14 protein-coding genes, 1 tRNA gene and 1 pseudogene are annotated in these 17,577 nt (G+C 58.5%); 11 read left to right on the plus strand and 5 right to left on the minus strand.

The window, feature by feature from the left end:
- Positions 1-10 precede the first annotated feature (10 nt).
- Entirely contained in the window at positions 11-1,204 is a 1,194-nt protein-coding gene (locus M9Q49_RS00070) for an amidohydrolase family protein (protein ID WP_254506497.1), read from the minus strand.
- Between the two features lie 54 nt (positions 1,205-1,258).
- Here M9Q49_RS00070 and M9Q49_RS00075 point away from each other — a divergent pair, with 54 nt between their 5' ends.
- Positions 1,259-3,481: a serine/threonine protein kinase gene (locus M9Q49_RS00075; RefSeq protein WP_254506498.1), complete on the plus strand. Its 2,223-nt coding sequence runs from the start codon at positions 1,259-1,261 to the stop codon at positions 3,479-3,481.
- Positions 3,482-3,483: 2 nt separating this feature from the next.
- On the opposite strand, the gene M9Q49_RS00080 is transcribed toward M9Q49_RS00075, so the two are convergent.
- Entirely contained in the window at positions 3,484-4,284 is an 801-nt protein-coding gene (locus M9Q49_RS00080) for a fumarylacetoacetate hydrolase family protein (protein WP_254506499.1), read from the minus strand.
- 144 nt (positions 4,285-4,428) lie between these two features.
- Between M9Q49_RS00080 and M9Q49_RS00085 the strand changes: the two genes are divergently transcribed.
- The 8 genes from M9Q49_RS00085 to M9Q49_RS00120 all read left to right on the plus strand — a co-directional run bounded on the left by M9Q49_RS00085 (position 4,429) and on the right by M9Q49_RS00120 (position 14,927).
- Positions 4,429-5,604, plus strand: coding sequence for an acyltransferase family protein (locus tag M9Q49_RS00085; protein ID WP_254506500.1), 1,176 nt, complete (start codon positions 4,429-4,431; stop codon positions 5,602-5,604).
- Positions 5,605-5,712: 108 nt separating this feature from the next.
- A complete protein-coding gene (locus M9Q49_RS00090) occupies positions 5,713-6,207 on the plus strand; it encodes a hypothetical protein (RefSeq protein WP_254506501.1) in 495 nt (164 codons plus the stop codon).
- A 15-nt stretch (positions 6,208-6,222) separates the two neighbouring features.
- Positions 6,223-6,750 (plus strand): type 1 glutamine amidotransferase domain-containing protein, encoded by a 528-nt coding sequence (locus tag M9Q49_RS00095; protein ID WP_254506502.1) that lies wholly within the window; start codon positions 6,223-6,225, stop codon positions 6,748-6,750.
- A gap of 87 nt (positions 6,751-6,837) precedes the next feature.
- Positions 6,838-7,320 carry a thiamine pyrophosphate-binding protein gene (locus tag M9Q49_RS00100; RefSeq protein ID WP_254506503.1) on the plus strand — a complete coding sequence of 161 codons (483 nt, stop codon included), beginning with the start codon at positions 6,838-6,840 and terminating at the stop codon, positions 7,318-7,320.
- Between the two features lies 1 nt (position 7,321).
- Complete coding sequence (locus tag M9Q49_RS00105) at positions 7,322-7,918, plus strand: thiamine pyrophosphate-dependent enzyme (RefSeq protein WP_254506504.1); 597 nt, start codon at positions 7,322-7,324, stop codon at positions 7,916-7,918.
- Positions 7,919-8,004: 86 nt separating this feature from the next.
- On the plus strand, positions 8,005-10,845 hold the full coding sequence (locus M9Q49_RS00110) for a hypothetical protein (RefSeq protein ID WP_254506505.1): 2,841 nt from the start codon (positions 8,005-8,007) through the stop codon (positions 10,843-10,845).
- 44 nt (positions 10,846-10,889) lie between these two features.
- Positions 10,890-13,919 carry a DUF1553 domain-containing protein gene (locus M9Q49_RS00115; RefSeq protein ID WP_254506506.1) on the plus strand — a complete coding sequence of 1,010 codons (3,030 nt, stop codon included), beginning with the start codon at positions 10,890-10,892 and terminating at the stop codon, positions 13,917-13,919.
- A gap of 21 nt (positions 13,920-13,940) precedes the next feature.
- Positions 13,941-14,927, plus strand: a complete 987-nt coding sequence (locus M9Q49_RS00120) for a sialate O-acetylesterase (protein ID WP_254506507.1) — start codon at positions 13,941-13,943, stop codon at positions 14,925-14,927.
- A 1-nt stretch (position 14,928) separates the two neighbouring features.
- Here the strand turns inward: M9Q49_RS00120 and M9Q49_RS00125 are convergent, their stop codons facing one another.
- Entirely contained in the window at positions 14,929-15,261 is a 333-nt protein-coding gene (locus tag M9Q49_RS00125) for a hypothetical protein (RefSeq protein WP_254506508.1), read from the minus strand.
- Between the two features lie 127 nt (positions 15,262-15,388).
- Positions 15,389-15,727 carry a hypothetical protein gene (locus M9Q49_RS00130; RefSeq protein WP_254506509.1) on the minus strand — a complete coding sequence of 113 codons (339 nt, stop codon included), beginning with the start codon at positions 15,725-15,727 and terminating at the stop codon, positions 15,389-15,391.
- 437 nt (positions 15,728-16,164) lie between these two features.
- On the opposite strand from M9Q49_RS00130, the gene M9Q49_RS00135 reads away from it, so the two are divergent.
- Positions 16,165-16,236, plus strand: a tRNA-Cys gene (locus M9Q49_RS00135).
- 283 nt (positions 16,237-16,519) lie between these two features.
- Here the strand turns inward: M9Q49_RS00135 and M9Q49_RS35905 are convergent.
- A pseudogene (locus M9Q49_RS35905) lies at positions 16,520-17,068 on the minus strand (tyrosine-type recombinase/integrase); the annotation flags it as partial.
- A 270-nt stretch (positions 17,069-17,338) separates the two neighbouring features.
- On the opposite strand from M9Q49_RS35905, the gene M9Q49_RS00145 reads away from it, so the two are divergent.
- Positions 17,339-17,533: a hypothetical protein gene (locus M9Q49_RS00145; protein ID WP_254506511.1), complete on the plus strand. Its 195-nt coding sequence runs from the start codon at positions 17,339-17,341 to the stop codon at positions 17,531-17,533.
- Positions 17,534-17,577 lie beyond the last annotated feature (44 nt).

The following is a 17,577-nucleotide window of genomic DNA, read 5'->3' on the forward strand; positions in this document are numbered from 1 at the left end:
ACTTTTGCTCTCATTTCATAGTCCGCGCCGCCTGTTCATATTTCTCACGCAGGCCCGGCAAAATTCGGAGCGCATTTTCAAAATAAATCTTGCGCAGCACCTCATCTGGCAGATGCATGCCATAAATCTGCCAAAAGCCTTGCGGTGGAAATTCTTTTTCCGAATAGGGAAAGTATTCGTCCTCGGTTTCCAGGAACCTCCAGTAAAGTTTCAGGCGTTCTTCGGGCCAGGGGCCATCGGTGCCAAGCAGCACGCGGTCTTGATATTTAATGAGAAACTTCCGCGCGCTGTGCGGCTGCCGGCCGAGCTCGGCGATTCGCGAAGCTAGCTCCACATTCAGATTTGGATAACGCTCGAGCACGGCTGCAATCGCCGGCAGATTCTCAGCCTGGCCGTCCATATGAGCGCCGAAAAAGATCGTCTTCGGATGTCGCTCGACGACGCGATGAAAGGCCGCGAGCAATTCTTCGTGCTTGGGAAATTGCGGCCCATAAAAACTCCACTCGGGCCGACGATGGAGCTCTTCCCAGCGTTCGTTTTTCTCGTCGATCGGCTGAAAGAAGGCCAGCGGATCGGCAACATGAATTAGCACGGGGAATTTCAATTCCGCGCAGGCTTGCCAGATGGGATCAAACCGCTGGTCATCGATTTTCAAGAGCGAGCCATCAGTGTTTTTATATTCGAGGCCGAAGCCTTTGAAGATTTTCAGGCCAAGGCAGCCACGTTCTTTGGCATCCTTCAAGGAAATGGCCATCCGCCGCGGAAAGTCAGGTCGATTGCAGTCCCAGGTTGCTGGCTCACCCGCTTTGCCGGTTCCCTGCCAGTCGAGATTGGCGAACATCGCGAAACGGCTGGGGTATTTCGTGAGTAAGTACTTCGCATGCTCATCGATGTTTTCACCGAGTTGGCCGTCGAGGCTCACGCAGACGGCGATTCGTTGACGATCCATTACTTTCACGAATTCGTCGAGTTGCTCCGGCGAATGCTTGAGGCGAATGCGAAAGTGCGAGTGAACGTCGATGGCAGGAAACTTGGCGCCGTGCAGCACCGTGGGCTGAACCTGCAAGGTCGTTTGTGGCCGAAAATTTTCCAGCAGCAGCTGTCTGCCATCACGGCCATCGAGCGGCGGATCTTGGGCGAATATGGCAATCGCTTGTAACAAAAGTGCTACCGCGATCGACATGAGAATGATTCGTGCGCGCATTTCAACAAACTCCATCCGGTCGAAGATTCGTCAATCTGTTACGATAATCCATTCATGAGTGCCGACGTAACCGAGCAACAATCCGACGACGACCGGCAGCGCTCACGCGACTTGAGCCTGCGGAGCACGCAGCCACCGACGCAAGCCCCCGGCTACGAAGCCCAACGGCTGCTTGGCACCGGCGCGTATGGCGAAGTCTGGGTCGGCCGCGATCTGAACACCGGCCGGCAAGTGGCCATCAAGTTTTATGCCCACCGCCGGAGCGTCGATTGGTCGCTACTATCGCGCGAGGTCGAGAAACTCGTGTTCCTCTCGGCCGATCGCTACGTCGTGCAGTTGCTCGACGTCGGCTGGGACGCCGATCCGCCGTACTACGTGATGGAGTACATCGAGAACGGCTCGCTCGATGAAATGCTCCGCCGCCAAGGCACACTGTCGATCACCGACGCCGTCGATCTGTGGAAAGATATCTGCCTCGGTCTGGCACATGCGCACGGCAAGGGCGTGCTGCATTGCGATCTCAAGCCGGCCAATATTTTGCTCGATAGCGACAACCGGCCGCGGCTCGCCGATTTCGGACAATCCCGATTGTCGCATGAGCAGCGCCCCGCGCTCGGCACGCTGTTTTACATGGCGCCCGAACAGGCCGATCTGCAGGCGGTGCCCGATGTCCGCTGGGACGTCTACGCCCTCGGCTCGATTTTGTACTGCCTGCTCATCGGTCTGCCGCCGCATCGCAACGACGATTCGGTCACGCACATCGATACGGCTGGCGACCTGGCCGATCGTCTGGCTCGTTATCGCAAGCTAATTGTCACGGCGCCGTTGCCCAGCGAGCATCGCCGCGTGAGCGGCATGGACCGCGCGCTGGCCGATATTATCGATCGCTGTCTGGCTCCGCATCCGGCCGATCGCTTCGCGAACGTGCAAGAAGTGCTCGACGCGCTGAATGCTCGCGAGCAGGCCCGTTCGCGGCGGCCGATGCTCGTCCTCGGTTTTGCCGGGCCGGTGCTACTGCTCTCGGCGATGCTCTTTTTTGGCTTCCGCGGTTACGAGCAAGCGCTCCGTGAAACGGCCAATGTTGCGCAGCAAGCCGCGGTCGACAACAACACCTTCGCAGCGCAACTCGCAGCGGAAAAAGTGACGGTGAAGATCGCCAACTTTTTTGATCTCTGTCGCCAGGAGGCAGGCCGCGCGGAATTGGATGAATTTCTGAAACCGCTGAAGGATTTGAACTCACTCGCAACGCTCAATCGTTCGCTCTCAACCGACAACGAAATCACCGTGGCGCGAGCGGAGTTTGTCAACGATCCACGGCGGGCCGCGCTCAATAGCTATCTCGATCGCCGATTGCAAAAATACAAATCCGCCGCGGCCAAGGATCCGCGAGCGCCGAAGTTCTCGAGCATTTTTGTCGTCGATCGTTTCGGCACTCAGCTGGGCGTAGTGTTTGACGAAGACGCGGTGGCGAGCAATATCGGCCGCAATGTGGCGCACCGTTCCTATTTCAGCGGCATCCCGGAAGTGCCCGAATTTCCACGGGCCACGGTCAACCCGCGGCATATTGAACAGACGCATTTGTCGAATGTGTTTCAAAGCTCTTCAACCCGCCGCTGGAAGGTCGCCATCAGTTCGCCGCTGTGGAGTGACAAAGAAGAGTTCATGGGGGTGTTTGTTCTCACCGTGAACCTTAGCGATTTTGAATTGATCGGCTCGACGGCCTCTGCCGATCGCTTTCCGGTGCTGGTCGACGGCCGGCATGGAGAGTCGGCAGGAACGATCGTGCATCACCCGCTGTACGAGGAACTGCAGGCCACTTCGAGCAAGCTGCCGAAAGAGTTCTTTGAGAAACGCGTCCCCGCCGAAGTGCTCAACGGTTCGAATTTGAAAGACAACGACGGCGGTAACTACCAGGATCCACTCGGCGAGCATCCGCTGGGAGCCGACCAATACAATCGCCCCTGGATTGCCGTTGCCGCACCGGTGAAGTTGCCTGATGCTTCGCAAGCGGAGACGGGCCTAGTGGTGCTGATGCAGGAAGATTACCGCCGTGTGATCGCGCCGGTGCAGCAACTCGGCCGACGATTGCTCCGCGAAGGCTTGATCGCCCTCGCAGCCGTGATCGCGCTCAGCATCGGCCTGTGGTGGTTCGTGATCCGGCTGTTTCGCGAACCGAAAAAAGAGATTCGCGTGACGGCGCTGAATACATCGCAATCAACGCCTCAGCAGGATGCACCAACCCTGGCCCAAACAATCAAAGCCCGCAAAAAGGGCTGACCTTACGTCTCGTCGATCACCGGATTCGTCAGCTGGCCGATCTTTTCGATCTCGACGGTGATCTTGTCGCCGTGCTTGAGAAAAACCTTAGGATCGCGGGCCACACCCACGCCGTGCGGCGTGCCGGTCATGATCACCGTGCCCGGCAACAGCGTGGTGCTGCCGCTGAGAAACTCGATCAGCGTCGGCACGTCGAAGATCATGTCACTGGTCGACCAATCCTGCATCGTTTCGCCATTGAGCACCGTCTTGATCTGCAGCGCATTAGGATTCGGGATTTCATCCTTCAGTACCAGCACTGGCCCGAGCGGTCCAAACGTGTCGAAGGTCTTGCCACGGCACCACTGCGAACCGCCGAAGTCTTTTTGCCAGTCGCGAGCGCTCACGTCGTTGCCGCAGGTGTAACCGAGCACGTAGTCGAGCGCGTCGGCCTTCGATACGTTCTTGCATTTCTTGCCGATGACGACAGCGAGTTCGCATTCATAATCGACCTGCGTGCTGAGCAACTTCCGCGGCAGAACGATGGGATCGCCGGGGTTCTGCGCCGCGCCGGGAGATTTCATGAACAGCACCGGAAACTTCGGAATCGGCGCCTTTCCTTCCTCGGCATGCTTACGATAGTTGAGGCCGATGCAGAGAAAGGCCCGCGGATCGACCGGCGCCAGCAACTTCGCCACATCGGCCTGCTGATCGGTTACTTTGAAATCGCCGAAGATGCAGCCGTCGATTTTGAAATCGCCCTTGTCGGTGCGGGCTGCGTGATGCGTGGAACCTTGCGAATCGGCGTAGCGGATAAGTTTCATGGCGGGTGTGCGTGAAGAGTTCGTGTGTCGGAAGAACACGAATTGTAGCGCACCGCCTCAGGACGGACCATTGGTCCGTCTAGGACTGCTATTGAACGAATTGGGCGAACACCCGCTTCGGCACCATCCTAAGAAGAAATATCCATGACCGAGAAAATACCCACAGCCGCGAATCGTCTCGCATCGCTCGATGCCTTTCGCGGCTTCATCATGTTCTTGATGGCGAGTGCTGGTTTTGGCATTGGTGGTGTGGCGGCGAAGTTGCCCGAGAGCATTTGGGCCACGATCGCGCCGCAGGTCGACCATGTTCCTTGGGTTGGCTGCGTGCTGTGGGATTTGATTCAACCAGCCTTCATGTTCATGGTGGGCGTGGCCGCGGCCTATTCGACGGCGAACCGGTTGAAGAAAGGGGATTCGCTCGCGCTGGTGCTGTGGCATGCAGCCGTGCGGTCTGTCGCGCTCGTGCTGCTCGGAGTGCTGCTGGCTTCGAATTCGCGCGAGGACAAGCAAACGGTTTGGCTGTTTACGAACGTCCTCGCGCAGATCGGCATTGGTTATTTCTTCGTCGTGTTGCTTTCTTGGACGAATGCGAAAGTGCAGGCCGCTGCGATTGCGGCGATTCTCGTTGGCTACTGGCTGTTCTTTGCCGTGTGGACGCCCTCGACGTTGCCGACAGGGGCCGACACTAGTTGGATCAAGTCGACGGAATATCTCAGCGGCTTTTTTGCTCACTGGAATCCGCATACCAATGCGGCCGCCGATTTCGACGTGTGGTTTTTGAATCTCTTTCCGCGCAGTTCGCCGTATGTGCTGACGCGCGGCGGTTATCAAACACTGAATTTCGTCCCTTCGCTGGCCACGATGCTCATGGGACTGATGACTGGCGAGATGCTGCGACGCGAAGGTCGACCGGAAGTGAAACTTTGCACGCTGCTGATCGCTGGTGCGATTTGCTTGCTCGTCGGTTGGCTGGCAGGTTTGACCGTTTGTCCGCTGGTGAAACGGATTTGGACGCCCAGTTGGACCCTCTTCAGTGGCGGCTGGGTGCTGCTGATGCTCGCCGCGTTTTATGCGGTGATCGACGTCGGCGGCTGGAAGGCCTGGTCGGTACCATTCACGGTGATCGGCATGAACTCGATCTTCGTTTACCTCGGCTTTCAGCTCAGCAGCGGCTGGATTCGCGATACGGCTGCAAGGCACTTGGGGCAAGAACTTTATACGGGCGATTACGCGACCATGGCCCAGCGGACGACAGTTTTGGTCGTTTTATGGCTGTTGGCGACATGGTTGTATCGGCAACGGGTCTTTTTGCGGCTGTGAGGTGTCCAGGCCTTACGCCCAGAAATACGGGCGGCTGTAAGAAGTGTCCAGTCCGCCGGTAAGACCAGCAAAGGCCAATACAACTCACCGTCAAAAAGGATCACTGCCATGACCGCCTACGTCACCACCGTCCTGGTTGCTCACGTCGCTGTTAGCCTGGTCGCTCTCGCCCTGGGATTCGTCGTGACTGCCGGTTTTCTGCGAGGTCATTCGCTCGACCGCTGGAATGCCTGGTTTCTGGGAACGACCATTGTCACTAGCCTGAGCGGCTACCTGTTTCCCGTCGATCGCGTTCTGCCGTCGCATATCCTGGGTGTGATCTCGCTTGTGGTGCTCGCGGTCGCAGTCGACGCTCGCTTTCGTCACTCATTGGCCGGTTGGTGGAGGCCCACGTATGTCGCCTCGGCGATGGCGGCCTTTTATCTCAACTTCTTCGTCCTCGTGGTGCAGGCCTTCTTGAAAGTCCCCACGCTGCACGCTTTGGCCCCGACGCAAGCTGAGTTGCCGTTCGCCCTGACGCAGCTTTTGGTCCTCGTGGCCTTTGCAACGGTCGGCACGTTGGCCACACTGCGGTTCCGGCCCACGCAAACAGTTACCGCCTAATTCAGAAAGCAAACCATGAGCGATCAGCCTCTCCGCGGGCGAAAGATTCTCACCCTTGTTGGCGACATCTACGAAGACCTCGAGCTCTGGTATCCCAAACTGCGAATGGTCGAAGCCGGAGCCGAAGTGGTCGTTGCCGGCGAAAAAGCCGGAGTAAAGTACGCCGGCAAGCACAGCTATCCGTGTTCTTCCGATGCCGCCTACGCTGATCTCAAAGCGGCGGATTTTGCTGGGCTGATTGTTCCTGGTGGTTTCATGCCGGACAAACTGCGACGTGATCCGGTTCTCTTGCAACTCGTCCGCGATTTTGACCAGCAGAAAAAGTTGATCGCCGCGATCTGCCACGGCGGCTGGATTCCGATTTCGGCCGGCGTGTATCGTGGCGTGCAGGTGACGGGCTCGCCGGGCATCAAGGACGATCTAGTAAACGCCGGCGCGATTTGGAAGGACGCCGCCGTCGTCATCGACCGCCACTTCGTCAGCAGCCGCAAGCCCGATGACCTGCCGGATTTCTGCCGCGGCTGTCTGCAAGTACTCGGTTAAGAAATAGGTAGCCCGTAGCGTTAGCGAGGGCATCCGCTAGAGGCGATTCTCCCTCGCTAACGCTACGGGCTTCCTGGAGGCAAGCACATGTTCACCGGCCCCGAAATCGTCGCCATCCTCACCGAACTCGGCTTCACGCACGTGATTTGGGTTCCCGACACAACGCTGGGACCATGGGAAGAAGCTCTCGAGTCTTCTAAGAAGTTGCAGCTCGTGCGCGTCTGCCGCGAGGGCGAAGCCTGGCCCCTCGCGGCGGGTTTGCTCCTCGGCGGCAAGATGCCACTCGTCGTGATGCAGACCACCGGCTTGTACGAATCGGGCGATGCGCTGCGTAATGTTCTTTACGATCTGAAGCTACCAGTCTTTGCGCTCATCGGCGTACGCAACGCGCTCGTGCCGGAATCGACCGATTCGGCGAAGGCGTTTGCCCTTCTGATCGTGAAAGCCTGGCAGCTGAATGATGTGTGGATCACTTGCGAAGCAGATAAGCCCAAGTTCGCTGAGCATGTCCGCCAATGCCGCGCCGACAACACTGCCGGCGTGATCATGTTGGCCGAAGGAGCACCGTAACATGAGTGACGAACAACCCTTGATGCCGGTGGTCGATGCGCTGCAAACCATCATCAACCACCTGTCGGATGACTGGATCGTCGTCACCAACCAAGGCTCTGCCCGCACCTGGCCGAAGCTGGTGCAGCGGCCCCTCGATTTGCATTACAACCCATCGACGATGGGAGGCGCCGTGCCGCTCGCGTTGGGTTTGGCGCTCGCGCAGCCCAAGCGCGAGGTGTTGTGCATCACCGGCGATGGCGCGTTGCTGATGAACTTGGGTTCGCTGGTCACCGTTGGCGCGGCAAATCCTCCCAACTTGACCGTCGTCGTGCTCGAGAATGGCATTTACGAAGTGACTGGCGGCCAGCAAACGCCGGGGCCTGCAGCGCTAGTCCAGTTCGGCAAGATCGCCGAGAGCACTGGCTTTGAAACGATTGCCGAGTATCACGAACTCCGCGATTGGCAACGAGAGGCGCGCGGATTCCTGCTGGGGACCACCGGCCCGCGGTTCGCCTGCCTCGCCGTCGATGTAACACCGCCCGAATATCTGAAACATCCCACGCCACCGGTGGGCCAACAGCTCGCGCGCTTTCGTGCCGCCATCCGCGGCGATTGAAAGATTGACCCTCTATCCCGACGCGGTGATAATATCACGCGAATTGGTGGGTGCTCACCGATGTGTTCGCGGAGAACGAGGCAGTCATGTCGGAAACGTTTGATCCCTATTACACCTGGCTCGGCATTCCTCCCGAAGAGCAGCCCGCGAACCACTATCGGCTGCTCGGCCTGCGGACGTTTGAGCCGAATGCCGACGTCATCTCGAACGCCGCTGATCAGCGGATGGCGCATTTGAAGACGTTGCAAACGGGCAAGCATTCAGCTGCGAGCCAAATGCTCCTCAACGAAGTCTCGAACGCGGCCGCTTGCTTGCTGACGGACAAGAAAGCGGCCTACGACGCCGCCCTTCACCAGCAGCAACAAGCCAGCGCTCCATTGCTGCAACCGGTTGCACCCGAAACGCCAGCCTTTGTCGCCGTCGCACCGCTCGGAGCCAATCGCCGCGGCGGTGCCAAGCCAGCTAAGGCATCTCCGTTTGCGAATCTGAATCTTCCGGTCGTTGCCGCAGCCGCAAGCGCTATCTTGGTTCTGGCCCTTGGCTTGATCATTCCTGCTCTTTCGAAAAAGCCCCCGACCGTTATCGCGCAACCTGCTGACGAAGACTCACAGCCCAGCGAACCGCCGGTTGAAAAGCCAATTGAAAAACCAATCGAGAAGCCCACAGAAAAACCGGTCGAATCGCCGGTCGTCAAACCGCCACCGGTAATCGTTGGTCCACCGTCACCAATGCCTCCACCCGTGGTCGTTCCACCAACCATTCCTCCAGCCGAACCCTCGAAAACCACTCCGGAGCCCACACCTCCGCCCACCGAGATCCCTTCACAACCGACCGATCCCGAACCCGAACCGGTTGCGGAAGAAAGTCCGAAACTTGCGATCCCGGACGAAGAGGCCATCACGGCTGCTCGAGCCGAAGTTCTGACCATGCACGGCGTGGAAGCCAAGGCCGCCACCAATCCCGATCTGAAAAAGTCACTTGCTCGCAAGATGCACACGGAAGCCGCCACGGTCAAAGACCCTGCCGTCCGTTATCTGCTGTACGACAACGCTCGCAAGTTATTCGTCGGCGCCGGCGAAGTCCGCGCCGCTCAAGAAGCTGCGAAGGACATGGACAACGCGTATCGTTTCGACGATGCCGCGTACCGCGATTTGCTGGTCGCCACATTTACGGGCTTGTCCGATGCCCCGCTTCGGGAGCAGCATCGCCAGGATCTGGAAGACGATCTGGCCGTCGCGACCGATACGTATCTGCGCGACCTCGCCATCGAGCATGCCGATCAATGCTCGCTGCTGCGGTTGAAAGTCGTGGCCCGCTTGAACGATTTAGACCTGAAGAAGGCGGCCGGCGAGCAGCGAACCGTCGTGACGAAGCTCAAGAATGAATACTACGAATACAAACGGGCCCTCACCACGTTGGAGACAATGCCCGAGAGTCTCGCCGCGAACTTGAGCGTCGGCAAGTATCTGTGCGGAATTGCCGGCGATTGGAAGGAAGGGCGGAAGTATTTGGCCGCGAGTGTCGTAGCATTGAAAACTGCCATCGACGCAGACCAATTGGCGGAAGAGGCGCCATACGCAGACGAGCCAGGCTTCGTCGCCGGCAATGAATGGTATGAGTTTTCCGTATCAAACAAGAGTAACGATTCCGAGTTGGTTAACATCGCCAAGCTGCGCGCGAAACACTGGTATTTGAATTCACGCGAAGGGTTGAGCGACGACAATCGCCGCTTGGCATCGAACCGGTTGCTGGACCTCGCCGACGTGCAGCCGCAGTTCGCGGTGGGCTCCGCTGCCGGTCTTGCGCCGACAAAGTCCATCTCGTCGGCAAAGGTCGGCGGCATGTATGGCCGCTTGCTCATTAACTCTCGAACGCAAGATGTTGTTCTGAATTACTCGCCAGGAACCAACATCTTGCCCAAGCATCGTGATGTCTTGATTCCCGATCGCCTTCCGAACCAGAGAATACAAATCGTGCTGGAAGGATTTCTCGAAGTCAGAGCAGATGGCAAGTATGTCGTTCATCTGGACGGTGGACCGCCGACGGGGGGCGTGAACACGGTCTACATCGACAACCAGCGCTGGAAGGTGGGCCTAAATGGCAACAATTCCGATTCCCATACAGTCACGCTTACCAAAGGGGTTCACTCCATACGTTTCGAAATGGAGGGAGCGATCGGCGGCAAGTTTTCCGTCCGATTGCCCAAGGGCGCGCCCATAGGTCTGCAGGAGCCGTCCATTTACAGCATCAACAGCGACGTGATTGCGCTTCGCAAAGCAGCTTCGAAATCGTTCACGCTCGGCTCGTCGAATGCCACGATCGTTTCCAACCAATCGCAGCTGGCGGGTGGTACGCAAAAAGGACCGCAACCTGGGCGGGGATCCAATGAAAACCCGACCGCTAAACTTTCCGCGGGCATAGACGCCGTAAAAGTCATTCCTGGCAGCATCTCCGGCGGCGGCGTGAATCTGCTGGACGGCTGGGAGTTCAAGACGTCCAGCGCGATCATCGTCACCCACCTGGGAATTCTCGATTTGGCCAGCGATGGCCTGACCGCTGCGCATGAAGTTGCCATTTGGGATTTGGAAGACAAGACCAAGCCGCTCGCCCTGGAAATCATTCCTGAGGGCGAGAGAGCGCCATTGGCCGGCAACATCCGCATCGTTCCAACTCCCCGCGTCGAGCTCAAGGCGGACCACCACTACGCGATCGTGGCGCACTTCCCGGCTGGATCTTCCGACAGCACTGTCAGCCTCGGGAATCGCGCTGGTCTCACAATCGAATACAGTCCTCACATCGAACCCATTGGCCGACGCTACTCGTTCCCTCACCAAGCCATGGCCTTCCCCGACAAACTCGGTGAGGGAGGCGATCATGCAACGATCGGCCCGACTTTTAGGTACGAATTGCCGAAAGCCGGAAAATAGAAACCGCTTGACGAATGCGCCTGCCGCAATTGATAGTTCAACGTATGAAAGACTCTCCTTTCCTACGGCTGGCTCTTTGTTGCGGTGCACTTCTCTGCGCTGCGACGTCGCGCGCCGAAGAACTCCCTCCGCCAGCCGCCCGGCAGATTGATTTCGTCAAAGACGTCCAACCGATCCTGACGGCCAACTGCGTGAAGTGTCACGGGCCGCTGCTGCAGGAAGGGGAATATCGCGTTGATGTGCGCGAGATCGCGCTCACCAAAGGCGCTGCCTACGCGCCGAACATCATTCCGAAAAAAAGTGCCGAGAGCCCGCTGATTCAGTTCGTCGCCGGCCAGGTCGACGGCATGCTGATGCCAGCCAAGGGCGCGACACTGACCCGCGAACAAATCGGCGTGTTGCGGGCCTGGATCGATCAAGGCGCGAACTGGCCCGATTCGGCGGCGGGAAAGGTCGAGGACAAACTCGCCTGGTGGTCGCTGCAGCCGTTAAAGTCAGTACCGCTGCCGATGATCGTGGCCGCCAATCCGCTCGACACCTTCATTCGCGCAAAGCTTGCCGAGGAAAAGCTCCAGCCTTCGCCGCGGGCTGATCGGCGAGTGCTCATTCGCCGTTTGTATTTCGACCTCATCGGCTTGCCGCCCGCGCCGGCAGAGATTGATTCGTTTCTCACGAACCCCGCGCCGGATGCCTACGAACAACTCGTCGATCGCTTGCTGGCGTCGCCGCAGCATGGCGAGCGCTGGGCTCGTTACTGGATCGATACGGCCCACTTCGCCGAAACGCATGGTCACGATCAAGATCGCATTCGCGAAAACGCTTGGCCGTATCGCGACTATTTGATTGCAGCTTTCAATCGCGACAAACCGTATGGCCAGTTTGTGCGCGAGCAACTTGCCGGCGACGTGCTCGCTGCCGCCGATCCGCAGGCCACGGTCGCGCTCGGTTTTCTCGCGGCGGGGCCTTGGGACGAGAGCTCGCTTCGCGACATTCGCGAAGACACGCTCGATCGGCAAATCGCCCGCTACCTCGATCGCGACGACATGCTGGCCAGCGTGCTGAACAATTTCTGCAGCCTGACCGTGCAGTGTGCCCGTTGTCACGATCACAAGTTCGATCCGATTCCACAAACGGACTACTACGCGCTGCAAGCAATCTTCGCCGGAGTAGAACGGGCCAATCGCACCTTCGATGCCGATCCCGCCGTTGCTCACAGACGACTGAAACTCAAAGAATACGAAGCAAAACTAACGAAACTCGATGCGCAGACGCGCGAAGAGTTGCTCAGCGAGCCAATTCAAACGCAAGTTGCAGCCTGGGAACGCGCCGTAGGCGAAAAACCACTGGCGTGGGAAGTGTGGAGCTCGGCCACGCTCGCCACGGCCGAAGGTTCACAACTGGCGAAGCAAGACGACGGTTCGTATCTCGCGTCGGGATCACGGCCAGAAAAAGAAACGTACACATTCACTGGTTCGACGCCGCTGCGCGAGATCACGGCCGTTCGTTTGGAAGTGCTCGCCCACAACAGCCTGCCGCAGCAAGGACCAGGCCGACAGGACAACGGCAATTTGCATTTGTCGGAGATCGAGATCTTTCTCGGCGACAATAAAACGCCGCTGCCAATCGCGCGTGCCGTGGCTGACTTCGATCAAGATGGCTGGGGAGTCGCGCGGGCCATTGATGGCAATCCCGCTACCGCTTGGGGCATCTATCCGCAGGTCGGCAAGAATCACGAAGCCGTCTTCGAATTGAAAGAGCCGCTGAAAATCGCCGCCGATCAAACGCTGGTGGTGGTGCTCAAGCAACTCCACGGTGGCGGTCATTTGATCGGCAGGCCGCGACTATCGCTGACGAGCGCGAAGAATCCGTTGCGACTCAACCCGCTGCCACTGGAAGTTGCGAAAATCATCGCCATCCCAGTCACCGATCGCACACCTGCGCAGCGGCTCGAGATTGCTCTCTATCAACAGCGCGAGCAACTGCGAATCGATCGCGAAGCATTGCCGAAGGCCAGCCTGGTTTACGCCGCCGCAGCCGACTTTACGCCCGATGGCAACTTGCGGCCGCCACCAGGGCCGCGGCCCATTCATGTGCTGAAGCGAGGTGAAATCACCAAGCCGGGCGAAGAAATCTTCCCCGGCGCGCTCTCTTGTTTGAAGCAGCTCCCCGCCAGATTCGAGTTGCAGGGCGCGACGCAGGAAAGTGCTCGTCGCGCTGCTCTCGCGGACTGGGTAACTCATCGCAACAATCCGCTCACGTGGCGATCGATCGTCAATCGCATCTGGCAACAGCACTTCGGCCGTGGCATTGTCAGCACGCCGAATGACTTCGGCCGGATGGGATCGCTGCCGACGCAACCGGAGTTGCTCGATTGGCTCGCGCTGCGACTGCGCGATTCCGATCAATCGCTGAAAGGCCTGCATCGATTGATCGTCACCAGCGAAACTTATCAACAAACATCGCAAGCCCAGCAGACGATTTCTGGACCGCGCAACGATCAAGCAGCAACGCGTGATGCCGACAATCAATGGCTGTGGCGAATGCAGCGGTCGCGACTCGATGCCGAATGCATTCGCGATGCCGTGCTGACCATCTCAGGCCGTCTCGATCAGCGCATGCGCGGTCCCAGCGATCGGCAGTTCGATCTCAAGCCGGGCCGTCACGTGACGCCGATCATCGACTACGGCCAGTTCGATCTCGATGGCCCAAAGGCGAGTCGGCGGAGCGTTTATCGTTTTCTGTTTCGCACGCTCCCCGATCCTTTCATGGAAGCGCTCGATTGCCCGGCCGGCGATCAGATCATGCCGACCCGCACCAACAGCGTGACCGTGCAGCAATCGCTGGCGATGTGGAACGACGCTTTCATTCTGCGCCAGGCCGAACATTTTGCGATGCGACTGGAACGTGCAGCGCCAAACACCGGCGAGCGTGTGCAACTGGCCACCCGCCTCGCGCTCGGCCGCAAACCCACCGCGTCAGAGCAAACGCAATTCGCGGCCTACGCCGACAAATACGGCTTGGCTAACTTTTGCCGGCTGCTGTTCAATGCGAATGAATTTGTCTTCATCGAATAACGACCTTCTGAGGCGAAGAGCATGTTCCGAAACGTGATGGCTGCGATGTTTCTGGCGGTACTCTCCAGTGTTGCCTGGAGTGCTGATAAACCAGTGAAGGTCTTCATTCTCGCCGGCCAATCGAACATGGAAGGGCACGGCATGATCGCTGCCGATGCCAAACGCAACGGCGGCCAGGGAAGCCTCGAGTTCGTTGTAAAGGAGCCGAGCACGGCGGCGAAGTTTGGTCATCTCGTCGACAAGAGCGGCAAATGGAATGTGCGCTCGGACGTCTGGATTTCGTATCTCGAGCGGAGCGGGCCGCTGACCGCTGGGTTCGGCGTGAAGCCGGATCGCATTGGCCCGGAGCTTGGCTTTGGTTGGGTGATCGGCAACGCGTTCGATGAACCGGTGCTGCTCATCAAATGTGCCTGGGGCGGTAAGAGCCTGGCCGTTGATTTTCGCCCACCCAGCGCCGGCAAGATTCCGTACTCGCAAGGTGAAAAGCAGGACGCCGCCCTCGCCGCCGATCCGGCGATGGTCGGCAAATACTATCGCGAGATCCTGCGACTGACCAAAGAGACGCTGCCGAAAGTGAAGGAGCTCGTGCCGGGCTCGGATGGCAGCTACGAACTCGTCGGCTTCGGCTGGCATCAAGGTTGGAACGATCGGATCAACGACAAATTCAACGCCGAGTATGAAAGCAACATGGCCCATTTCATTCGCGACATGCGCAAGGATCTGGGCCGCCCCGGTTTACCGTTTGTAATTGCCGAAAGCGGCATGAATGGCCCGACGGAGACACATCCGCGAGCGTTGTCGCTGATGAAAGCTCAAGCCGCCGTCGCCAAACATCCTGAGTTTGTCGGCAACGTCGGCTTTGTGCCGACGCAGGCCTTCTGGCGCGATGCGGACAAGTCGCCCAGCAATCAGGGCTATCACTGGAACACCAACGCCGAAACGTATTATTTAATCGGCGAAGGGATGGGGCAGGCGATGAAGCAGCTCTGCGGCAAGCAGGCCAAATGATTTACGATTTCGACGCCAGGAAAGTCATCTTCCGCGCCTGACCTGCGGCGCCAATGACGCGCAGCAGGCTCCGTTTGATCTCATGCTCGCTGTTGCGAGCTTCGGCCACCGCAGCCAGTTCATTGGCGGGATTCGCCAGCGCGTCGCAATGGAGCGAGCGCGCCAGATCGGCGAGTTGCTGACTCTGGCGGGTGACTTCCTGCCAGTCGCGACGATCAGCCGCCGCGACAAGAGGCTCCAGCCAGCCAGGCAGCGAGTTCAGCGCGTTGAGCACGCGCGCGTTGTTGCTGGCCAGCTTTTGATTGACGTTTCCGAAGTCGCGCGGTGAAAGCATGGGAAACGCAGAATGAAGAAGGCAGAATGCAGAATGAAAATGCGGAAACCAAATGTCAGAGGAGCAGCGAGAGGCAGATTTTGTTCTGCCTCCATTCTGCATTCTTCGTTCTGACTTCTGCGTTTGACTACGCGGCCAATCGTCGCGCAGCTGGGCGAGCCCGGCGGGCTTGTTCCATTTGCTGCAGAATGGCCGTGACCAGCGAGTCCATGGCAGCGTTGATCAACTTGCTGCGAAGCCTTTGGACGCCGGAACCTTCTTGTGCGATGAGTTTGTCGGCCTCTTGAGTGACGACGGCAGCCGCCCGAGCGCGGATGTAACCGCGGGCCTCGTGAGCGTCGAGCGTCATCAGGCGTTCGCACACGCGCTGATAAGTTGCAAGTCGGCTGCGCCCGGCGATGCGTTCGGCCAGGTGAGCGACTTTATCGGTAACAAGCCAATCGACCATCCATTGTGTCAGACCCATAACCACAATCCTTCCAAGCTAGGGGAGCTCTGGCGGCCAAGCGACGTTCGCCACGACGGGCCAGGCTCTAGTGAAATCCGTGCCTTGGTTGAAATCGAGTTTCGCGTGCCAGCAACTTGATGCAGTAGCCGAGTACGCCGGTTTGGTCTGGTTGGCGAATCTGGTGCTACGACTCGTTGGCGGGTGCTAGCGAGCCAGCGATCGCAGGGACTGCGGGGTTTTGGAGGTCTGGGAAGACCCTGTGATCATGGAATCGACGAAAATGCAAACAGAGCTAATCCAAGGCGGGCAGAAATCCGATACAAACCATGCCTCGGTACGCATCGTCGCGTTCCTTGCAACTGACCAAGTCGCCGCAGCCGGCAACCCTGCCCCAGCTCGCGCCCCTTGACCAGTCCGCAAGGTTTCCCTTACGCTCAGGTGCAGACAGAGTACATGGCGCTGTAGCCAAGTGGCTAAGGCAGCGGATTGCAAATCCGCCATCGTGAGTTCGACTCTCACCAGCGCCTCTTCATTATTCCCGTGACAGTTGACGACAGGCGGTGACAAGTACCGCTCAGATATAGCCTTAGAGTTCACGGGCTCTAAGCTATCTGGAAACTGGCAGTTCGTGTCAAATGTGACAACCTGTGCCAGGAAATGCCCCTCTGAGACACACTCTTGTGTCAAATTTTGTGTCAAAAGCGCGGGCAGCGCTGGCAACTTCTCAACAGCCGCTGCGCCGTCGTTTTCTTCAATTTTCGCGTAAGTATCCAGCGTCAGCGTAATGCTCGAATGCCGCGCGAGCGTCTGAGCAACCTTCGCCGGGACGCCAGCCCGCGCCAGGCCGGAAATGAATGTGTTGCGCAGGGCATGGAAGTCCAGCACTTTGCCCGCAGCATCGACATCAGAAAGGCCGGCGGCGTGCAGATCGGCCCTGAGCATTGCTGCGGCGTGGTTCGACCAGCTTCCTGGCCAGAGAAGCCCTTCGCGACCGGGAAGCCAAGCCCGCAGGATCGCGACAAGATCGCGGCGCAGGGGCTGGCGATCATTCTCCCGCCGTTTGCTGTGGGCGGCCTTAACCGCCACCGCTGCCGCTTCAAGATCGAAGGATTCAGGCAGCAGGCTTTTGAGTTCGGATGCTCGCAGGCCGGTGCTAACCGCGACGAGATAGAGCATCACCCTATCTTCGCCGGACAGGCAGCGATAAACAGGCGCGGTGAGAGTGGCTTCAATCAGCTTGGCGAAGTCGTCCGCGCTGCACGGCCGGCGCTCGCGGGCTTCATCGGTTTCGGCATTCAATGGCGAGAAATGCGCCATCGGGTTTACTTCGGCGCGGCCGTCAGTCACCAGCCAGGCCATGAACGACTTGAAGTCGCGAGCGTAATAGTTGCTCGTCTTGATTCCGAAGGCCTTGTCAAACGGTTTTGAGATTCTTGGGTTTTACGGCAGATCGGGCGGAAAATTCGGAAGTCTTGGACTTTTCCGGGAAGTCGGTTGCCTCAGTTGTTCCGATTTCAATCATACCGCAAGCGGCAACGATTCCGCGTCCTAGTCGGCCTAAAGTTGAGGTGCGATTAGCTGCACCCGATAAGAACTTTGCGGGCATCAAATAACCTTGGGAGAAACTCAATGAGCATGTACAAACTTAACTCTCCTGAACAGCAAAAGCGGTTGGACGAACTTTCGAGGGAACCAATTCCCGCACCGGGCGTTGGAGTTCGCACGATAGAAGAAAAACTTGCGGGCTTGTCGGCTGATTCGCCACTTCGGCCGGGGCTTGAAAAAATGTTGGCCGACTTGAAGGCCAAAGGTAAAAAGGCGTGAATCGCGCTGTTAACGAAAAAAACCCGTAGCCGCCGAAGCGACCA

Source organism: Anatilimnocola floriformis (assembly GCF_024256385.1).
Lineage (GTDB): Bacteria > Planctomycetota > Planctomycetia > Pirellulales > Pirellulaceae > Anatilimnocola > Anatilimnocola floriformis.